This is a genomic window from Anaeromicropila herbilytica, from assembly GCF_016591975.1.
GTDB classification, from domain to species: Bacteria; Bacillota; Clostridia; order Lachnospirales; family Lachnospiraceae; genus Anaeromicropila; species Anaeromicropila herbilytica.
The window spans coordinates 4,157,866-4,178,468 of record NZ_AP024169.1 but is presented as its reverse complement, the minus strand read 5'-3'; the positions used below and the strand labels follow the sequence as shown (position 1 = coordinate 4,178,468).

Sequence of the window (20,603 nt, the reverse complement as noted above, 5' to 3'; positions counted from 1 at the left end):
TTGGAAGTTACTAATATTAATATACTGTTTCGACTGAATTTATCAAGTATATTTACTTTTGGGAGTTGGGAGTTCGAAAACCTAACCAGTTATTTTAAAATTTGATAATAAACAGAAAGGCAATAAAAAAATGAATATAAATTTCCAAAAAGAATTAGATAAAAAAATAGAACAATTTACAATAGAAGGGGTTGTACCAAAACTATTGTTACATAGCTGTTGTGCACCATGCAGTAGCTATGTACTTGAATATTTATCCGAATATTTTGAGATTACCATATTCTATTACAACCCGAATATTAATCCAGAAGCGGAATATGATCGTCGTGTGATCGAACAAAGACGCTTAATTGATGAGTTAAATCAAGGAAGTGATACAAGAGTAGCTGTAAAGCATAAGATTAAATATGAGATAGGAAATTATGAACCTGAGAGATTCTTTGCATTAGCGAAAGGTCATGAAGAGGAGAATGAAGGGGGAGAACGTTGTAGTAAATGTTATGAACTTCGTTTAGAGGAGGCTGCAATAATTGCCAAAGATGGGGGATATGATTACTTTACAACAACCTTAAGTATTAGCCCTCATAAAGATGCAGCGAAATTAAATGAGATTGGACAGGCACTCGAAGAAAAATATCAAGTAAAATATCTTACATCGGACTTTAAAAAGAAGAATGGTTATAAAAGATCGGTTGAATTATCAAAAGAACATCAATTGTATAGGCAAGATTATTGTGGTTGTGTCTACTCAAAGCGTGAAATGCTAGAGAGGGAGGAACAGAAAGCAACAGCTATTGACAATAATATAGAATAGATATATAATAAAACTGTAAATGAGAATTATTATCAACAAACAATCGTTATCATTTACAGAAACGGTTGTCAGAAGCGAGGTGGTTACTATGACACTAGTATCAGGTAAGATAGGAAATGAATATATTGTTCTTGAGATTCGATTAGAAGGCAATGCAAAGAGAAGACTGGAAGCACTGGGTATGACAGAAGGAACCAAGATAAGCATTTTAAATAATAAAAAGAATGGTGCACTTGTATTTAAAGTCAGAGGAACAAGATTAGCAATTGGTAAAGAGATTGCGGAGTCCATTGCAATTAAGGAGGTTATAAGCGTATGAAAAATGAATTACAAGTAGGCTTTATTGGTAATCCTAATTGCGGAAAAACAACGTTATTTAATGCATATACTGGTGCAAAATTAAAAGTAGCTAACTGGCCAGGTGTAACCGTAGAGAAGAAGGAAGGCGCCATGAAGTATCATGAGCACAAATTCCGTCTCGTTGATCTACCAGGAATCTATAGCTTAACTTCCTATACAATGGAGGAAAAGCTGACAAGGCAATATATTTTAGAGAATGATGTAGATGTCATAATTGATATAGCGGATGCTTCTTGTCTAGAGCGTAATCTGTATCTTACTTTACAATTAATTGAGCTTGGAAAACCTGTAGTATTAGCTCTTAACATGATGGATATAGTTGCAGAACGCGGTATGGAGATCGACCTTCATCGATTACCTGAGATGCTTGGTATACCTGTAATTCCTGTGTCTGCACGTAAGAAGACAGGTCTTGATATACTGATGCATGCAGTTGCACATCATAAGACAAACGAGTTAGATGTTAACATATCACATCATCATAATAATAAAGAGAACATGAGTCATCATGTACATAATCATCATAGAGAATACGTCGTGGTATATAGTGATGAGATAGAAGATAAAATAGATGCAGTTAGTGAATTACTTTCTGAAAAATATGGAGAGATATGGAATCTTAGATGGCATGCTATCAAGCTATTAGAGCAAGATGAAGAGATTGTAAATAAATACCCTTTGGATATTTCACATATTGCAGATAGAAGTTATGAAACAGATATTATTAATCAAAAGTATGATTTAATCGAAGAAATCATAGAAGAAGTAGTAGTTAATAAGAGTAAAAAGGCTCATGCAACAGACGCGGTAGATAAGCTGTTAACCAATCGATATCTTGGTTTGCCAATGTTTTTAGGAATCATGGCGATTGTATTCTTTTTAACATTCACGGTAGGAGATCTGTTAAAAGGTGTATTTGAATATGGAATAGGTTGGTTCTCTGATACCGTCTTGCATCTATTAAAGAATATAGGAGCGAGTCCAATTGTTATTTCACTTATTGTGGATGGTATTATAGCAGGGGTTGGAGGAATCTTAACCTTTTTACCGAATATCTTTATCTTATTCCTTGCCCTTGCTATCTTAGAAGATAGTGGTTACATGGCAAGAGTAGCATATGTAATGGATTCGATTATGAGTAAGGTTGGGTTATCTGGTAGAGCATTCATACCGATGTTATTGGGATTTGGATGTTCAGTACCAGCAGTTATGGCATCTCGTGCGTTAGAAGATAAAAAAGATAGATTTAAGACAATATTAATTACGCCTTTCATGTCTTGTAGCGCGAGGCTTCCTATCTATGTATTATTCTCGCAGATGTTCTTTAAAGAACATGCTATGCTAGCAGCATATTCGATGTATATCATAGGATTAGTAACTGCAATTATCATAGCATTAGTAATGAATGTATCAAGTAAGAAGAGTGAGATGCATACCTTATTGATTGAACTTCCAGAGTATAAATCGCCAAATGCTAGAACGATTGGTATTTATGTTCTTGATAAAGTAAAAGATTATTTAACAAAAGCAGGTACCACTATATTCATTGCATCTATAGGTATTTGGGTAATTATGAATTTTGGTGTTCATGGACTTACAAAGGATATCAGCGACAGCTTTGCAGCAGGCCTTGGCAAATTATTGGTTCCAGTGTTAGCTCCAGCAGGATTAGGTTTATGGCAAATAGGAGTGGCACTTATTTCAGGTTTAGCAGCGAAAGAGATTGTAGTATCTAGTTTCAGTGTATTATTTGGCATTACCAATATTAATTCCAATGCTGGAATGGATAATCTAGTATCTATATTGAGTCATTCTGGATTTACTAGTTTAAATGCATATTCACTTATGGTCTTCTGCTTATTATATACTCCTTGTATTGCAACAATAGCAACAATAAAAAGAGAATTACAATCAAGAAAGTGGACGGCATTCGTAGTATTTTTCCAATTGGTAACCGCATGGGTGGTAGCAACGTTGGTATATCAGATTGGTAGTATCTTTCTATAGAAACTTATTGTACGTGTAGACACTTAGATAGGAGTAGCTTATGCAAACAATTATAATTATTGGAGTTATATTAATGTATTCTGGTTATGTTATTTTTAAGAAAATAAAGGATGTAAGGAATGGAAAGTTCTGTAGTTGTGGTTGCGATGGATGTTCCGCTTCGAAAGGATGTAAATCAAAGAAATAGAGTGGTATATCAAATTTCGCAATAAGGAGGTTCGTAGAATACTTGATAAATTCAGATTTTAGATTATCTAAATTACCATGATTGAAGCTTTTTCATCTTACGTTCCATTTCCTCGTATGGAAGATACTAATGTTTTATCACTTTGACAAAAACAGATATAAAAAGTTCAAACTCCTCACTTTGTTCGTCAAACAGTGAACTTTTTATATCTAAATCAAATTGATAAAACATAAGTATCTTCACAAACTCGTCAAAGTCACGACGATGTAAAAGTTTCAATCATGGTAATTAATATACTTTTTCGCCTGAATTTATCAAGTATAATATGAAGTCTCTAACTGCGAAGTTTGAATGAGTATGTAATAACAAATGAAAGAATATAATTAATAAATAGCTCTTATATGAAATAAAAGAGATTTCTTTATTTCATAAAGAGCTATTTTATTAAATATTAAAAATGTTATATTATTAAATGAAATAGCAATAAAAAAAGGAAATTTACTAATCATGTGGAATAATATTAATAAGAAGTAGTTTAATTAGGATTAGTTCATTAAAAGCCTTTAAAAAATTATACATCAATATACACTCAGTACATTATAATAAGGCTATTAACACTCTATAACCCAATGTTTGAAAGGAGGTATTTGATGGAACAAGAGAATAAGCTACAAAATGATATTAGTTTGAGAAGAAAACAAGAAATTCGTGAACATCAGATTCTAAGTCCATTTGCATCTTTTAGTGACCAGTCCTTAGGCAGGGATTATTTTGAAGATGCATGTGACATTCGTACCATATATCAAAGAGACAGAGACCGAATTCTTCATTCAAAAGCATTTCGTAGATTAAAACATAAGACCCAAGTATTCTTAGCACCAGAAGGAGATCATTATAGAACTAGGTTAACACATACATTGGAAGTAGCACAGACTGCGAGGACATTAGCTAGGGCTTTAACGTTAAATGAAGACCTAACCGAAGCAATCGCCTTAGGTCATGATCTTGGTCACACTCCATTCGGTCATGCAGGGGAGAGAGCGCTCAACGATATATGTGAGGAAGGATTTAAGCATCATTTACAAAGTATTCGAGTAGTTGAATTACTTGAAAAGCATGGGTGCGGACTTAATCTAACGAGTGAAGTTAGGGATGGAATAGAAAATCATCAGACCTCTGGTATGCCTAAGACACTGGAAGGAAAGCTTGTCCAACTATCTGATAAAATAGCTTATATTAATCATGATATTGATGATGCGATTCGTGGAAAAATCATAACAGAAGAAGATATACCAAGAGAATATACGAATATCTTAGGAATTAACTCAAGGGAGAGGTTAAATACACTTGTTCATGATATTGTTTATCATAGCGATGGTAAAGATGATATTCATATGTCAGAACATATTCATTCAGCTATGATTCATCTTAGAAAGTATATGTTTCAAAGTGTATATACGAACCCTGTTGCAAAAAGTCAAGAACGAAAAGCAGAAGATCTTGTGAAGTATTTATTTACTTTTTATAAGAAGAACATAAATAAATTACCAGAAGAGTATCAATACATGATTAAGGTAAAGGGTGAATTGATTGACCGAGTAGTATGTGATTACATAGCAGGCATGACGGACCGTTATGCGATTACGCAATTTAAAGAATTGATGATACCAACATCATGGGGAATCTATTAAAGCAAGTATAAAAGAACCAAAAAAGAAAAGAATAAGATAGATAAACAAAAAAGATAATAAAAAAAGGATATGGACCATAAGTGTCGAAACATAAGTTATGGAGGATTTTATAGATGTTTTATCCAGAGGACTTAGTAGAAGAAATTAGACAGAAAAATGATATCGTAGATGTAATCTCTACATATGTAAAACTTCAGAAAAAAGGTGCGAATCACATGGGGCTATGTCCTTTTCATAATGAAAAATCACCTTCCTTTTCTGTGAGTGGTTCAAAGCAAATGTATCATTGTTTTGGATGCGGTGTTAGTGGTAATGTATATACCTTTATCATGGAGTATGAGAATTATACTTTTGTAGAATCATTAAAGCATTTAGCCTCTCGTGCGGGAGTTAATCTTCCAGAAGAAGAGTATTCTCCAGAAGCGAAAAGGCAAGCTGACTTGCGTAGCCAGATGCTTGAGATTAATAAGCAAGCCGCAAAATATTATTATTATCAGTTAAAATCAGAGCGAGGACAAATAGCCTACGAATATCTGAGAAACCGTGAGTTATCCGATGAGACGATTATTAAGTTTGGATTAGGGTATTCTAACAAATTTAGTGATGACTTATATAAATATCTAAAGGGGTTAGGATATTCTGATGGAATCTTAAAAGAATCGGGATTAATCACCATGGATGAGAAAAAAGGTAGTTACGATAAGTTCTGGAATCGTGTCATGTACCCAATCATGGATGTGAATAATCGAGTAATTGGATTTGGTGGACGAGTTATGGGAGATGGAATGCCAAAATATCTGAACTCTCCAGAAACCAAATTATTTGATAAGAGCCGTAATCTTTATGGACTAAATCTTGCACGATTATCAAGAAAGCCCAATATGTTAATATGTGAAGGTTATATGGATGTTATCGCTCTGCACCAAGCTGGATTTGATAATGCAGTAGCATCCTTAGGTACTGCGTTTACGGGACTACAAGCGAATCTATTAAAACGTTATACGCATGAAGTACTTGTCACGTATGATAGTGATGAAGCTGGAATCAAAGCAGCCCTTAGAGCAATCCCTATTCTAAAAGAAGCGGGCTTAACTGCAAAAGTAATTAATATGCGACCATATAAGGATCCAGATGAATTTATCAAAGCTCTTGGTAGAGAAGAGTTTCAGAAGAGAATTGATGAAGCAGAGAATAGCTTTTATTATGAGATAAGCATCATGGAACGGGATTATGATTTAAATGATCCAGAGCAGAAGACGAAGTTCTTTAATGAAATAGCCAAGAAGATGTTAGTGTTTACAGAGGAAATCGAACGAAATAACTACATTGAGGCAGTCGCTAAGAGATATAAGATCGAATACGATAATTTAAGAAAATTAGTAAATCGTTACGGGGCGCAATTACCATTAGGAATGGACCGTTTGGAGAGTTCCTATCAATATAATGAGCAGAATCAGAAGAAGAAAGCACCAGATGATGGAATTAAGAAATCGCAGAAGATTTTATTAACTTGGTTAATCGAGGACACAAGTTTATTCAAGAAAATATCTGGTATTATTACTGCAAAGGATTTTAGAGAACCATTATATTATGAAGTTGCAAGCATGTTATTTGAGCAGTACGAGAAAGATCATACCGTAACTCCAGCTAAGATCATTAGTAACTTTGAAAGTAAAGAAGAACAGAGTGAAGTGGCAGCACTTTTTAATACGAATCTGCAAGAAGAAATGAATCAGTTAGAACGAGAAAAAGCGTTAAACGAAACCGTACTTAAGATTAAGAAATACAGTCTAGATTATGAGAGTAAACATGCTATAGATATCAAGGAATTACAGAATATAATAAAGGAACAAGCTGGCTTACAGAAATTGCATATTTCTTTAAATGATGGTTAGAATATTAAGAGATTAGGAAAAGGATGGATTAACATGGACGATAAAAGGTTACAGTTTTCCGATAAGCTTAAAGAATTGCTTGCATTCGCAAAAGTTAAAAAGAATGTATTGGAATACCAAGAGATTAATGATTTCTTTGCTGACATGGATCTTGATGCAAATCAAATTGAAAGAATTTATGAATATTTAGAAGCGAATAATGTTGATATATTAAGAATAGATATTGAAGAAACAGAAGAGGAAGAAGATTTAGAAACGATTGATTTGTCAGTACCAGAGGGAGTCAGTATTGAAGATCCTGTTAGGATGTATCTAAAGGAAATCGGTAAGGTACCGCTTCTTAGCGCGGATGAAGAAATCGTTCTAGCTCAAAGAATGGAAAATGGAGATGTTGCAGCCAAGAAAAGACTTGCAGAAGCAAACCTTCGTCTAGTAGTAAGTATTGCAAAACGTTATGTGGGTCGAGGTATGCTTTTCCTTGATTTGATTCAGGAGGGTAATCTAGGCTTAATTAAAGCAGTTGAGAAATTTGATTATACCAAAGGTTATAAGTTCAGCACCTATGCAACATGGTGGATAAGACAAGCTATTACAAGAGCAATTGCAGATCAGGCAAGAACGATTCGTATTCCAGTTCATATGGTAGAGACAATTAATAAATTAATTCGTGTTCAAAGACAATTACTACAGGATTATGGTAGAGAACCTACTCCAGAAGAAATTGCAAAAGAAATGAATATGCCTCTTGAGAGAGTAAGGGAAATTCAAAAAATCTCGCAAGAACCTGTATCACTAGAAACACCAATCGGAGAAGAAGAAGATAGCCATCTTGGTGACTTTATTCAAGATGATAACGTACCTGTTCCTGCCGAGGCTGCGGCATTTACGTTATTAAAAGAACAACTTGTGGAAGTGCTTGGAACATTAACAGACCGTGAACAAAAGGTGTTAAGACTTCGTTTTGGGCTTGATGATGGAAGAGCGCGTACTCTAGAAGAAGTTGGTAAAGAATTCAATGTTACAAGAGAACGTATTCGTCAAATTGAAGCTAAGGCATTAAGAAAGTTAAGACATCCAAGCCGTAGTCGTAAGCTTAAGGATTACTTAGAATAATAAGTTTAATATTCGAGTATCATATAAACAATTAAATATAAATAAAAAAAAAAGAGTTCTATAATAAATATCGGTTTTGGTGGGAGTATCATCGACCAATATTTATTATAGAACTCGTTTTATATTGTATTTTTACTCTTCAAATAAAAATTCTTGAGTAATGTCTACATTATCGGAAGTGTAAAATTTTATATTATTTATGTCAATATAATGATCCTGTGTGCTATCTGGAACTTTATGAAAAGTAATTACATACTCTTCTTTCGGAAATTCAACCTTAAATTCCTTATTATTTAATAGTACTTTCGCATATTGAACTTTTTTATGAAGATTTTTATAAGTTAATAATATATATTTACCTTTATTCGTTTTTATTATTTCATTTCCATCTATTGAAGTACCATGGGATACCCATTCAATTTTATATTTATTATTGATACCTTTTGTAAATTCTGCAGATCCTGCCAATTCTTTATTATCACCAAATACAAACAGGATATATTTTTTATTATCAATGTCTTTTTCCTGTTTAATATTAATATACTTCGTAACTGGCGTATCCTCTTTATAATTCATCTTTTGTATTATAGCCTTTGCTAAGATTGATTTTTTAGGTATTATTTTATATGATGATGTTTTATAGCTATACTCAACTCTATTAAAAATTATAATTGTAAAAATAAAAATAATTAATCCGAATACTATATTTCTGAATCTTTTCATTATTAATCTCCTTAGTTTTAGAACTCAATAAAAATCAATTATAGCTACTTTCAATATTATCAATTGTACAACATATTTTGAAGAACTGACATAGTTTTGGAAAATTTATATAAAAATAACTTAGATTATTATTATCAACTATTTGTTTCTGCTATCAAATGGATATAATAAATGAATTATGATATAATGCTATTAAAAGGAAACTAAAGTAAGATTCTCATGTTAAATTGGTGTACTAATGTCATAATGAGTAGGGCATGTGAATTGGATAGACTCCATCCGTGATATACTAGTATTACATGTATGTCCTTTTGAACGATATACAAAAGATAGAACTAAAGTATAAAACAAATAAAAGAAAAAGTAATATAGAAAGGAATGCCACAAAGTCAATTTTTCAACCTCTTTAATTGTGGCAATAACACCTCTTTAAGCAAAAGTGTTATGCAAAGGGTATAAAGAATGCAATTATCAAAAAGACTGCAAGCAGTAGCAGACCTTGTAACAGTTGGAAATAGAGTCGCAGATATCGGCTGTGACCATGCCTATACATCCATTTATCTAATGGAGAATCATATTGCGTCCCATATTATTGCAATGGATATCAATAAAGGACCGCTTGAGAGAGCAAATGAGAATATAGAAAAAACAGGGTTTAAAGATAGAATAGAAACTAGATTATCCGATGGTGCAGCTAAACTTAAGGAAGATGAAGTCGATACGATCCTTATTGCTGGTATGGGCGGAAGCTTAATGGTTAAGATACTAAGTGATAGTGAATCTGTAGTATCCATGGTAAATGAATTTATACTACAACCACAATCCGAGATCTTTCTAGTACGAAAATATCTACATGAGATTGGATGTGATATTCAATATGAAACAATGTTTATCGATGAAGGAAAATATTATGTAGTTATTAAAGCAACGAGGGATACTAAGAATATGATTGCTAATCCGAGTGACGAAGAGGATAAGAAGAGACATTATGATCCTAAAAGATTACCTAAAAAGTATGATAAGGAAGTTCACTACCTCTATGGAAAATTATTGTTAGAGAATAAGAACAGGATACTAGAAGAATTTTTGGAGAAGGAGTATCACACCACTTCAAATATTCTGAATCACTTAACAGAGAAAGAAACAGAACATGCGAAGGAACGAGTGGAAGAACTAAAACAGAAATTACAGTATATAATAGAAGGAATGAATTACTATGACAAAATGTAAAGTACAGGATATTACGAATCTACTAGAAGAATTATGTCCCTTAGATTATGCTGAAAAGTGGGATAATGTTGGGCTATTAGTTGGTAGTAAAGAGAAAGAAGTTACCAATATTATGGTTGCACTTGATGCAACAGATGAAGTGATAGAACAAGCGGTCGAGAAAAAGATAGACCTATTAATTACACATCATCCAATGATATTTTCGGCTAGGAAGACCGTTACGAACGATGATTTTATAGGTAGAAGAATTCTTGCATTGATTAAGAATGATATCTCTTATTATGCAATGCATACGAATTGTGACATTATGGCAATGGCTGATGCTGCAGCAGAGAAGATTGGTCTGATTAATACAAGAGTATTAGAAGTGACACTAAGAAATATGATAAAGAATCGGGAAGTAGGCATAGGAAGGGTAGGAATCTTAAGAGAACAACAGACATTAGAGAGTTGTGCACTTCTTGTAAAAGAAAGATTCCAATTAGATCATGTTAGGGTGATTGGAAATCTAGAAAGTAATATTAATAAAGTAGCAATTAGTACTGGATCAGGTAAAGATTTTGTGAAGTTAGCAATAGAGGCTAATGCAGATGTATTAATTACTGGTGATATCGATCATCATACAGCGATTGATTCGCTAGCTTGTGGGCTTAATATAATTGATGCTGGTCACTTTGGAACAGAACATTTTATGACGGAACTTATTTCAGAATATATTAAGAATAACAGTAATAAGTTACTGGAAAATAATACAGAGAGAGATAGTATCGTGGTGCTTGTTGCTAAAGAGAAAGACCCTTTTCAAATAATATAGATTAATAAATCAAACATCGGTGGGGGGATTATAGGAATACTATAGTTCACAAGAGCGCAGAATACATCAACATAAGGTATCATAAGAAAGAGTGGAGGGATTCGTATGAATGAAATGCTTAATATTACGGTTAATGGAGTGGTGAAACAATATCCAAAGGGCACAATGTTATCCGAGATAAGTAAAGAACATGAGAAAGAATTTGAAGATGATATTATTTTAGCATATCGAGATGGAAGATTGAGAGAACTATTCAAGACGGTGCAAAAAGATAGTATTGTCCAGTTTGTTACAACAAAAGATGATACTGGTCACAAAACATATCAACGCGGAATGATATTAGTAATGTTGAAAGCAATCTATGGAGAACTTGGAAGAGAGCAAATCAAGAAGGTAATGGTAGAGTATTCTATAAGCTCAGGGTATTTTTGTCGAATAGAAGGGGTAGGCGAGATTACAGATGAGATGATTGCGAAGATAAAGCGTAAGATGACACAGATTATACAAGATGATATACCATTTGAGAAAAAAGTCTTAGGCACCAATGAAGCAAAAGAATTGTTCCATTATTATAAGATGTATGATAAGGAAAAACTATTTAAGTATCGACGTGTATCAACTGCCAATATCTATAGTCTTGCTGGATTTGAAGATTATTTTTATGGGTATATGCCAGCAAGTACAGGAATCTTAAAATACTTTGATATATTTAAATACGATGATGGATTGATTCTTATGATTCCTGATAAAAGTAATACAAGAGAAATTATTCCATTTAAACCATTGCCGAAGTTATATGCAACCCTAAAGCAATCCAATGACTGGGGAAAAGCAATGGAGATTGAAACAGTTGGGGACCTCAATGAGCATATCTCAAAAGGTGAATTTAGTGATTTGCTATTAGTGCAAGAGGCCTTGCAGGAAAAGAAGATAGCTCAAATTGCAGAATTAATTAAAGAAGCTGGCAATCGCAAATTTGTTATGATAGCAGGACCATCCTCCTCGGGTAAAACAACATTTTCCCACCGCCTATCCATTCAACTTCGAACTTATGGATTAAAGCCACATCCAATTGCTGTAGATGATTACTTCGTAAATCGTGATTTAACACCATTGGATAAAGACGGAAAGCCTAATTTTGAAAGTATTCTTGCAGTCGATGTAGAACAGTTTAACAAAGATATGACGGACTTACTAAATGGAAAGACCGTTGAGTTACCTACTTATAATTTTAAATCAGGAATAAGAGAATATAAAGGTAACTATAAGACGTTAGGAAAAGATGACATCTTGGTTATAGAAGGTATCCATGGTCTAAACGACAAGTTATCCTACTCTTTACCAAGAGAAAGTAAATTTAAGATCTACATTAGTGCCTTAACACAATTAAACATAGATGAACATAATAGAATCCCAACAACAGACGGAAGGTTAATTCGTAGAATGGTTCGTGATGCAAGGACTAGAGGAACCTCAGCCAAAGAAACCATAGCAATGTGGGCCTCCGTAAGAAGAGGAGAAGAAGAAAATATCTTCCCATTCCAAGAGGAAGCAGATGTTATGTTTAACTCAGCGCTAATCTATGAACTTAGCATTCTAAAACAATATGCAGAACCAATCCTATTCGGAATCGATAGTGACTGTGAAGAATATCAAGAAGCAAAACGCTTACTCAAATTCCTAGATTACTTCCTAGGTGTAAGCAGTGAGGACATTCCAAAGAACTCTATCTTGCGAGAATTCATAGGTGGAAGCTGCTTTAAAGTCTGAGAAATGGTAAGTAAATTAGTGAAGATAGACTGAAAAAATAAACGAATATATATGAAAATACAAGGAGCAAGCACCACAATGTGGTGCCATGCTCCTTGCGTCTTTTACATGCTTTAGCATATCCTTAATTCACTTATTCTACTACTCCCAGCATAGCTAAAATCAGCATCAACAAAGTAGTATATAATGTGAGGTTGTCCCACTGCCTGGTACGGACGCCTTTTCTTATTTTGAGAAGTTTCTCAATTCCTTTGTTTTTGGTATTAGATATAAAAAGCTCGATGTCTGACGAAGAATGAGGAGTTCGAGCTTTTTATATCTGTCCTTACCAAAAGCAAAGGAATCTAGAAACTTCCAAAATAAGAAACGAAATCCGCACCAGGCAGTGGGACAACCTCACATTATTCACACCTTCCCCATGCTGATTTTATCATGCCCCCCTTTGGTCAAAACGGGCACAAAAAAACTGCACCCCCATAAAGGGATGCAGTAACATTTTTCATTATATGAGCAACACTATAAGCCGAGTTCTGTATTAGATGATCATCTATCTAGTCCTAATGTTACCACTAGGCTCAAGCGACCTACCCTAAAGCACGACGGGCAATCGTATAGCTTTAAATATTCGGTCTTGCTTCGGAGTGGGGTTTACATATGCCCTCTTTGTTACCAAAAAGGCGGTGGGCTCTTACTCCACCATTCCACCCTTACCAGACTAATCTGGCGGTATATTTCTATTGCACTAGCCTTGGAGTCGCCTCCACCGGACGTTATCCGGCACCCTGCCCTATGAAGCTCGGACTTTCCTCACCTAAGATCTTTCGATTTCATAAAGAGCTAAGTTAACGAATTAACATAACTTACATTATGAATAATGCCATTATAACATTACTAATAGGCGCGACCATCTGTGCTACTCACAAACGCTATTGTATCAAATCACAACATAAAAGTAAATCTTTTTTTACAATACTCGAATCTATCACTTAAAACATTGGTATATTTGTATATTTTGAGACATTATGAATGGCATGATTAAACTGTAAATTTGGCATCGATAGAATAGTAAATTGTATAAAAATAAGTACAATTTCAATTAAATGAAAAAAAATAGAATGATTTTTGATGGTTGTACATATATATACTTAAGTAGCATACGATTTGAATACTATATGTATCAGTAATTCGTAATGACTTAGACAACTTAAACAGTTCGATAGAACGAAGGAGGAGAGTATATGAACATGTTCAATCCAACAATGACATTATATGAGATTGAAGAACGCTTGGAAAAGGAATTTATTAATTCTAGAAAATATTTGAGAATAATTGGTGATTTGGATTTATCAGTTGATGATTTCAAGTATTTGTCGCTCAAGATAAAGGGGTTAAAGAAACTGAGACTCAATATTTCAATGAGTGAATCTTATAAACTAGCTTTACTTACATCGTTTGTATTTACGATTAAAAAGGAGCAAGAGAATTCAGGAAGTGTTGATGGGTTGCTTAAATTGTATCAGGGACTTCCACAACATCACAAAAGATACTATATGAAACTATTAGATAATACATTAGAAGAGTATGGAATTACTACGTTTGGTATGAATACAAGTAATATGCATGGCATATTTACTGTTCTATTAGCACATGCTGGAATACCAGTGAACTTACATACCAAATTATATGATATCCTAGACGAATCATTGAAGATTGGAAAAATGCACGTATTAGAATCAAAGTTACGAAATGAATTTTTACCTCAGCTTAATTGGATGGTAGAATATATGGACGAAAAATATTTGTGGAAGATATGTAATGAATGCAGAGATCTACTCATTGACTGTAAGATTAATGAAATAGGACATAGAGAACTGTTTGAAAAGTATGACCTACTATCATCTAAGTTAATACTTAGTTGCATTAAATGGTGTGATGACGCAGAAGATCTAAGACAAAGCAGAGTAAGCAATTAGTTAATTTAGTATGCTAACATGTTAAGAAATTAACAAATATAAGAACTATTAAATAGTATAGTAAAAGTGTGAAAGAAAAACGCTTTCACTCTCAACGTTTGTGATTTCACCTTTGCAAGCAAGTGAAATCACTTCACTAAATTATGAGATTTGATAGAAGAAAAGTGTAATAGGAAGATTAGTTTAGTTCTGTGATTACCATGTAATTCATAGAACTAACTTAAAAAGAATGATAAATGAGGAGTGGCCAAGTAGGGGGATCTACTTGGCCATTTGTAATGAAAAAAATCAAATTTATATCAAGCTTTGGGGAAAGCATGACACACATATTTTAAATTTAATCATTGAACTGTGATGATTTGTTCAACTGATTATGTTATTATTATATAAGTAAGATATGTCGAGAGTTTGTAGAAACATTGAATAAATTGTGAACATTTTTTAAATATTCTTCATAATTAACTATAATAATAAGAAAAAGAGTAAAATAATTACAAAATATGTATTGCTGAATGGAAATGGCAAGCTTTTTTAAGAAAATTGTAAGGATTTTTTATAGGTGTTATGCTAATATTATTTATGAAGTTATTGTTTGAGATATGATTAGAAAGGGTACATAAATGGAACCAATTCAAATATTAGTAGTAGATGATGACAAGGAAATAGCTGAATTAGTTGAGATACATCTTGTTGGAGATGGTTATCAAGTATCAAAGGCATATGATGCGAAAGAAGCGTTAGATATTCTTCATCGTGAAGACATTAAGTTAGTAATTTTAGATATTATGATGCCTGGTATTGATGGCCTTAATCTATGCAAGAAAATTAGAGAAACAAGTACGATTCCAATTATTATGTTAAGTGCTAAATCAAGTGACCTAGATAAGATAATTGGTTTAAGTACTGGAGCTGACGATTATGTGGTTAAGCCATTTAATCCACTTGAATTAACTGCGAGAGTGAAGTCTCAGCTTAGAAGATATACCAAATTCAACCCTAATTCGTACGAAGAAAAGGTTGATAAAGAGATTCAAATTAGAAATCTAATAATTAATAAAGAAAACCATAAAGTGATTTCCTATGATAAAGAAGTTAAGCTAACACCAATCGAGTTTGATATTCTATATCTATTGGCAAATAATGCAGGGCGAGTATTTAGTACCGATGAGATCTTTGAACGAGTATGGAATGAGAAGATGTATGAAGCAAATAATACGGTGATGGTACACATACGTAGATTAAGAGAAAAGATTGAGATGGATTCCCGTGATGCACAGATTATCAAAACAGTATGGGGAGTTGGGTATAAAATTGAAAAGTAAAGGATTAAAGAGTTTTCGATATGAGATCGTATGGTATAGTCTACTTAGTTTAATATATACCGTAATAACGGAGGCCCTCTTATTCCTATTCTTCTATCTAGGCGCATTAATGTTAAAAAGCATACCGTCCTCAGGTGATAATGCGTATAGTAATGGTAAGATTGAGTCTCTAAATAAATATTTAAGTCTTCATAAAGATTCAACAGTTAGTGATTCCATCCAAGGTATTGATAAAAGTAATGGAGTCTTTACAGACCATCAGATAGCACGTTATTTGCTTCTATTTATTCTACTGGCGGTAATTGTAGGAATCGTACTTTTTATCACGTATTTCTTATTGTTAACCAAGAGATTTACAGACTATTTGGAAGAAATAGCAGTAGGGATTAATGAAATTACATTAGGTGATTTGAATTACCGTATTCCGATATATAAAGAGGATGAATTTGCTTTGGTAGCAAGTAAGATTAATAAAATGGCCGCCGAAATCGGTATGATGATGGAAAGCGAGAGAAAAAGTGAAAGTACGAAAAATGATTTAATTACAAGTGTGGCTCATGACCTTAGAACACCTTTGACTTCTATCATTGGGTATTTAGAACTAGCTTTAAAAGAAGAACGGATTGAATATCAGAATGATCAGCCAAATGGAATGGAACTTAAGAAAAAGTACATGGATATTGCTTATCAAAAATCAAGACGCTTAGAAAAGCTGATAGAAGATCTATTCACTTATACGAAATTTAGTTTTGGTGAAGTAACTTTGAAGAAAACAGAGATTGATCTAGTTAAGTTCATGGATCAGTTAATAGAGGAATTTTATCCAAGTTTTAATGAATATGGGTTGGAATATGATTTTACAACAAACGTACCAAGTGCAGTCATATTAGCAGATGGAGATTTGCTTGCTAGAGCATTTGCTAACCTAATTGGAAATGCAGTGAAATATGGTAAGGATGGAAAAAAAGTTCGCATCAAATTGTATATGGATGCTTTAAAAGTTACAGTCTCGATTATAAATTATGGAGAATTGATTCCACAAAAAGATATTGAAAATATATTTGATCGATTCTATCGTGTTGAGAACTCAAGATCAGTGGAAACTGGTGGAGCTGGGTTAGGGCTTGCAATTGCAAAAAGTATCATATTGATGCATGGTGGTACAATTGAAGCTAGAAGTGATTTTGATGGCACGGTATTTGAAGTAGCTTTTACATTTGATGAGATAAGGTGATATTGTTCATGGATGATAGAATATTAACTAAAAAATATAAAAAAAATAATATTATAATGATTGTAATTGTTTTGATCATATTGAGTCTAACAGGCTGTAAGAGCATGGTTAGAAGTGTTGCGGCAGTAGATAATGTTAGGGATACTACCACTTCGAGTAAACACAAAAATGTTAAAGCTGACGAATCGAAAAACGGTATTACAATGTCTCTTTCCTATGGATATTCTAATACAACGAAATATGGACGTTATATGAATGTTAAGTTTAACATCTTAAGCAAACATACTTATCAAAAAGGAGCAGTAAGCATCATACTGCCAAATTCTGATCAAGATAATCTTAGATATAGTAAAACGATTCAGATGAAAGCAAATAAAGAATTGGTTGTAAATATGCAAGTTCCAATTACAAATAATTTAGATACTATGTATGTCAAAATAGAAGATGCAAAAGGAAAGACATTAATAGATAGGAAAGAAACACTCAAACTAAACGCATATAATGATGCTGAATACGTTGGGGTTTTGTCAGATGATTCAAGCGGACTTAGCTATTTAAGTAATACAGATTCGAAGATATTCTATTTGACGGAGGAAAATATTCCAGAAGAAAGTCTTGGTCTTGATACCTTGGATGTGATTCTTGTTGATAATTTTGATACATCAAAATTAGATGAGAAACAAGTGGAAGCAATCAAAGAGTGGGTAAAAAGAGGTGGTACACTTGTCGTTGGTACAGGTGAATATGCTGATAAAACATTATCTTTCTTTGAGAATGGATTCTTGAATATTACTACAAAAGAATTAAAAAGTGTTAAAACCAATTACAATATGGATAGTAATGATAGTACGATAGTTTCAATTAAGGATAAGAAAAATACAGAGAATCTACAGATTATCAATAAGAATGAGGATAATCGAATAACGAAAAAAGTATTAACAATGTCTATACTGAATTCAAAAGCCATACTTGAAGATAAAGGTACAAAGCTAATGTATTCTAACGAGATTGGAAATGGAACGGTAGATATATTCACCACCAATTTAAGATTAGAAAGCGATGAATGGGATACCATAGGAAATAATATATGGAAGGAAATTGAAAGCACCTTAAGTGATTCTAAAGTGCAACAACTCGCAATTGAGAGACAAGGTTTTACGAATGAATATCATTTATTTGATGCAGTTACGAACCCTTTTGTGAAGAAAGCACCTAATATTGTGTGGTATGTTCTTATATTATTAATTTATGTATTTTTCGTAGGACCTATTTTGTATTTAATACTCAAAAAAATGGAGAAAAGGGAACTTACCTGGATTATCGTACCAAGTTTATCGATTCTAACAACATTGATTGTATTTTTATGTGGATCAAGTACTAGAATTGAGAAGCCATATGTTGGATATGTGTCAGTTCTAGAGGTAGGAAAGAACCAAGTAGCAACAGAAAAAAATTATTTTAGTATTACTGCACCAGATAATAAAAGTTATAATTTTAATATGAATAACCGATATAATGTAGCAGCCCTATCAAGTTCTATATATAATTATGGATATTTTGATTCAGTGTCAACCAAGAATGTAACTTCATATAAGAGTTCCGTTGTTCAATCACCGGATGAAACCTCAATTCAAGTAAGAAATTATGAAGCCTTTACACCAACCTATTATAAGCAAGAATCAGTGCGAACTTTTAAAGGAACAATTGATTCAGATTTGAATTATAAAGACTATCATTTATATGGTACAATACAGAATAACTTAGGTAGTAATATAAAGAATGCTGTCGTCTTCCATAATAATAATGTAATTAATGTCGGAAATATAAATAACAAGGAACAAATTGATATATCCCAGAAGCAAGCAACGAAGCTACAATCAATCAAAGAAGTATTTACGAATGAAAACCTGATTCAGAAAATAACGCATCCAAAAGATGGTAAAAAAGCAACGTATCAAGAATCTGTAGAAGAAAATGCACTTAAGTATGCGATTCAAACTTATCTCTTTGGAAAAAGTAACACAAGTTATCTGATTGGATTTGTTGATACTAATAGTGTAAGTGAGATCTTTAAGGACCTTAAACTTCAATCAACAGGAGTACAACTGGTTGTAATTCCAATCGAAGTGAATAGCATAAATAATGATTACGAAACAGTTTATAATATAGAATCATATATGTCAGTTGTAGAAGGGGATTATTCAACTGTATATCGAACAATGGGTGGAAAAGAACTCACTAGTTACTATAACTTTGACAATGATAAAAAGATTCTCTCAGTAGACTATCCCGAAGAATTAAATCATACCTTTACGAGGAAAACTTGGGATGGTTTTACTGGGGATATTTACTTTTATAATGTTATAACGAAGAGGTATGATCTTATATTTAATTCTCGTACAGCAAGAAGTGCAAAGCAGTTAGAGAACTATTTAGATAAGAACAATAACCTGTTAGTGAAATATGTGGTAGACACAGATGTAGTAAGTGATAATTGTACGTTACCATATCTAACTATAGTTAGGGAGGCTAATTAGATGCTAAGAATTCAGAATTTATATAAAAGATATGGTGATTATATTGCATTGAATGGGTTGAATCTTTATTTAAAAAAAGGTGAACTTTTGGGTTTTGTTGGACCGAATGGAGCTGGAAAGACTACCACTATGCGAATAGCAGCTGGACTATTAAAGGCGGATTCTGGCGAGATCTATGTGGATGGTATCGATGTTAATAAAGATCAGAAGAAGTTAAAAGAAAAGATTGGCTATATGCCAGACTTTTTTGGAGTATATGATAATCTAAAAGTAATTGAATATATGGAATTCTATGCATCTATGTATGGTATTATTGGAAATAAAGCGAAGCAGATATCTATGGAATTAATGGATCAAGTTAATCTTTCTGATAAAGCAAATGATTATGTAGATGAGTTATCGAGGGGAATGAAGCAACGTTTATGTCTAGCAAGAAGTTTAGTTCATAATCCTGATCTTTTGATACTTGATGAGCCTGCTTCAGGACTTGATCCTAGAGCGAGAGTTGAGATGAAAACGATACTAAAGAATCTAAGCGATAATGGAAGAACAATCATTGTAAGCTCTCATATTCTACCAGAGTTAGCACAGATGTGTACGACCATCGGAATTATTGAAAAAGGACGAATGGTAGTGAATGGAACTGTGGATGAGATTATGACAAAACTTAATGCTACGAATCCTATCATTATTAAAGTAGTAAATAATCAAGAAGAAGCAATCACTCTATTAAAGACGAATCCACTTGTTGAGAATATAAGTATCAAAGAAAATAGCATATCCATAGGTTTCCTAGGAGATGAAATAGAAGAAGCAAAATTAATACGTACATTAGTAGAGAATAATGTATATCTATCTTCCTTTTCTAGAGAAGAAGGAGATCTGGAATCACTATTTATGCAAATAACCGCACACGCAGAGCAGGAGGTATAA

General features: G+C 33.0%; 16 protein-coding genes and 1 other RNA gene. 15 read left to right on the top strand and 2 right to left on the bottom strand.

Annotated features, from left to right (window positions below):
* Positions 1–130 precede the first annotated feature (130 nt).
* From bsdtb5_RS17790 to rpoD, 7 genes are all read left to right on the top strand, one after another.
* Positions 131–814 carry an epoxyqueuosine reductase QueH gene (locus bsdtb5_RS17790; protein ID WP_271713307.1) on the top strand — a complete coding sequence of 228 codons (684 nt, stop codon included), beginning with the start codon at positions 131–133 and terminating at the stop codon, positions 812–814.
* An 88-nt stretch (positions 815–902) separates the two neighbouring features.
* On the top strand, positions 903–1,133 hold the full coding sequence (locus tag bsdtb5_RS17785; protein WP_271713306.1) for a FeoA family protein: 231 nt from the start codon (positions 903–905) through the stop codon (positions 1,131–1,133).
* Positions 1,130–3,181, top strand: coding sequence for a ferrous iron transport protein B (feoB, locus tag bsdtb5_RS17780; protein WP_271713305.1), 2,052 nt, complete (start codon positions 1,130–1,132; stop codon positions 3,179–3,181). The genes bsdtb5_RS17785 and feoB overlap by 4 nt, the downstream gene beginning before the upstream one ends.
* Positions 3,182–3,221: 40 nt before the next feature.
* Positions 3,222–3,368 (top strand): FeoB-associated Cys-rich membrane protein, encoded by a 147-nt coding sequence (locus bsdtb5_RS17775; protein WP_271713304.1) that lies wholly within the window; start codon positions 3,222–3,224, stop codon positions 3,366–3,368.
* 680 nt (positions 3,369–4,048) lie between these two features.
* Positions 4,049–5,059 carry a deoxyguanosinetriphosphate triphosphohydrolase gene (locus bsdtb5_RS17770; protein WP_271716142.1) on the top strand — a complete coding sequence of 337 codons (1,011 nt, stop codon included), beginning with the start codon at positions 4,049–4,051 and terminating at the stop codon, positions 5,057–5,059.
* Positions 5,060–5,172: 113 nt separating this feature from the next.
* Positions 5,173–6,954, top strand: coding sequence for a DNA primase (gene dnaG, locus bsdtb5_RS17765; protein WP_271713303.1), 1,782 nt, complete (start codon positions 5,173–5,175; stop codon positions 6,952–6,954).
* Positions 6,955–6,987: 33 nt separating this feature from the next.
* Positions 6,988–8,067, top strand: a complete 1,080-nt coding sequence (gene rpoD, locus bsdtb5_RS17760; RefSeq protein ID WP_271713302.1) for an RNA polymerase sigma factor RpoD — start codon at positions 6,988–6,990, stop codon at positions 8,065–8,067.
* Between the two features lie 132 nt (positions 8,068–8,199).
* On the opposite strand, the gene bsdtb5_RS17755 is transcribed toward rpoD, so the two are convergent.
* The gene (locus bsdtb5_RS17755) at positions 8,200–8,790 is read right to left on the bottom strand and encodes a hypothetical protein (RefSeq protein WP_271713301.1); all 591 of its coding nucleotides are present in this window, start codon (positions 8,788–8,790) and stop codon (positions 8,200–8,202) included.
* Positions 8,791–9,252: 462 nt separating this feature from the next.
* On the opposite strand from bsdtb5_RS17755, the gene bsdtb5_RS17750 reads away from it, so the two are divergent.
* The 3 genes from bsdtb5_RS17750 (at position 9,253) to bsdtb5_RS17740 (ending at position 12,604) form a co-directional block, all read left to right on the top strand.
* On the top strand, positions 9,253–10,020 hold the full coding sequence (locus bsdtb5_RS17750; RefSeq protein WP_271713300.1) for a tRNA (adenine(22)-N(1))-methyltransferase: 768 nt from the start codon (positions 9,253–9,255) through the stop codon (positions 10,018–10,020).
* Positions 10,007–10,834 carry a Nif3-like dinuclear metal center hexameric protein gene (locus tag bsdtb5_RS17745; protein ID WP_271713299.1) on the top strand — a complete coding sequence of 276 codons (828 nt, stop codon included), beginning with the start codon at positions 10,007–10,009 and terminating at the stop codon, positions 10,832–10,834. The genes bsdtb5_RS17750 and bsdtb5_RS17745 overlap by 14 nt, the downstream gene beginning before the upstream one ends.
* A 114-nt stretch (positions 10,835–10,948) precedes the next feature.
* A complete protein-coding gene (locus tag bsdtb5_RS17740) occupies positions 10,949–12,604 on the top strand; it encodes a nucleoside kinase (protein WP_271716141.1) in 1,656 nt (551 codons plus the stop codon).
* A 503-nt stretch (positions 12,605–13,107) separates the two neighbouring features.
* On the opposite strand, the gene rnpB is transcribed toward bsdtb5_RS17740, so the two are convergent.
* Positions 13,108–13,524: RNase P RNA component class A (rnpB, locus tag bsdtb5_RS17735), an RNA gene on the bottom strand.
* A gap of 318 nt (positions 13,525–13,842) precedes the next feature.
* Here rnpB and bsdtb5_RS17730 point away from each other — a divergent pair.
* The 5 genes from bsdtb5_RS17730 to bsdtb5_RS17710 all read left to right on the top strand — a co-directional run bounded on the left by bsdtb5_RS17730 (position 13,843) and on the right by bsdtb5_RS17710 (position 20,603).
* Positions 13,843–14,577, top strand: coding sequence for a hypothetical protein (locus tag bsdtb5_RS17730; RefSeq protein ID WP_271713298.1), 735 nt, complete (start codon positions 13,843–13,845; stop codon positions 14,575–14,577).
* A 620-nt stretch (positions 14,578–15,197) separates the two neighbouring features.
* The gene (locus bsdtb5_RS17725) at positions 15,198–15,899 is read left to right on the top strand and encodes a response regulator transcription factor (protein WP_271713297.1); all 702 of its coding nucleotides are present in this window, start codon (positions 15,198–15,200) and stop codon (positions 15,897–15,899) included.
* Positions 15,889–17,133 (top strand): sensor histidine kinase, encoded by a 1,245-nt coding sequence (locus tag bsdtb5_RS17720; protein ID WP_271713296.1) that lies wholly within the window; start codon positions 15,889–15,891, stop codon positions 17,131–17,133. The genes bsdtb5_RS17725 and bsdtb5_RS17720 overlap by 11 nt, the downstream gene beginning before the upstream one ends.
* 8 nt (positions 17,134–17,141) lie before the next feature.
* Complete coding sequence (locus tag bsdtb5_RS17715) at positions 17,142–19,670, top strand: hypothetical protein (RefSeq protein ID WP_271713295.1); 2,529 nt, start codon at positions 17,142–17,144, stop codon at positions 19,668–19,670.
* The gene (locus bsdtb5_RS17710) at positions 19,671–20,603 is read left to right on the top strand and encodes an ABC transporter ATP-binding protein (RefSeq protein ID WP_271713294.1); all 933 of its coding nucleotides are present in this window, start codon (positions 19,671–19,673) and stop codon (positions 20,601–20,603) included.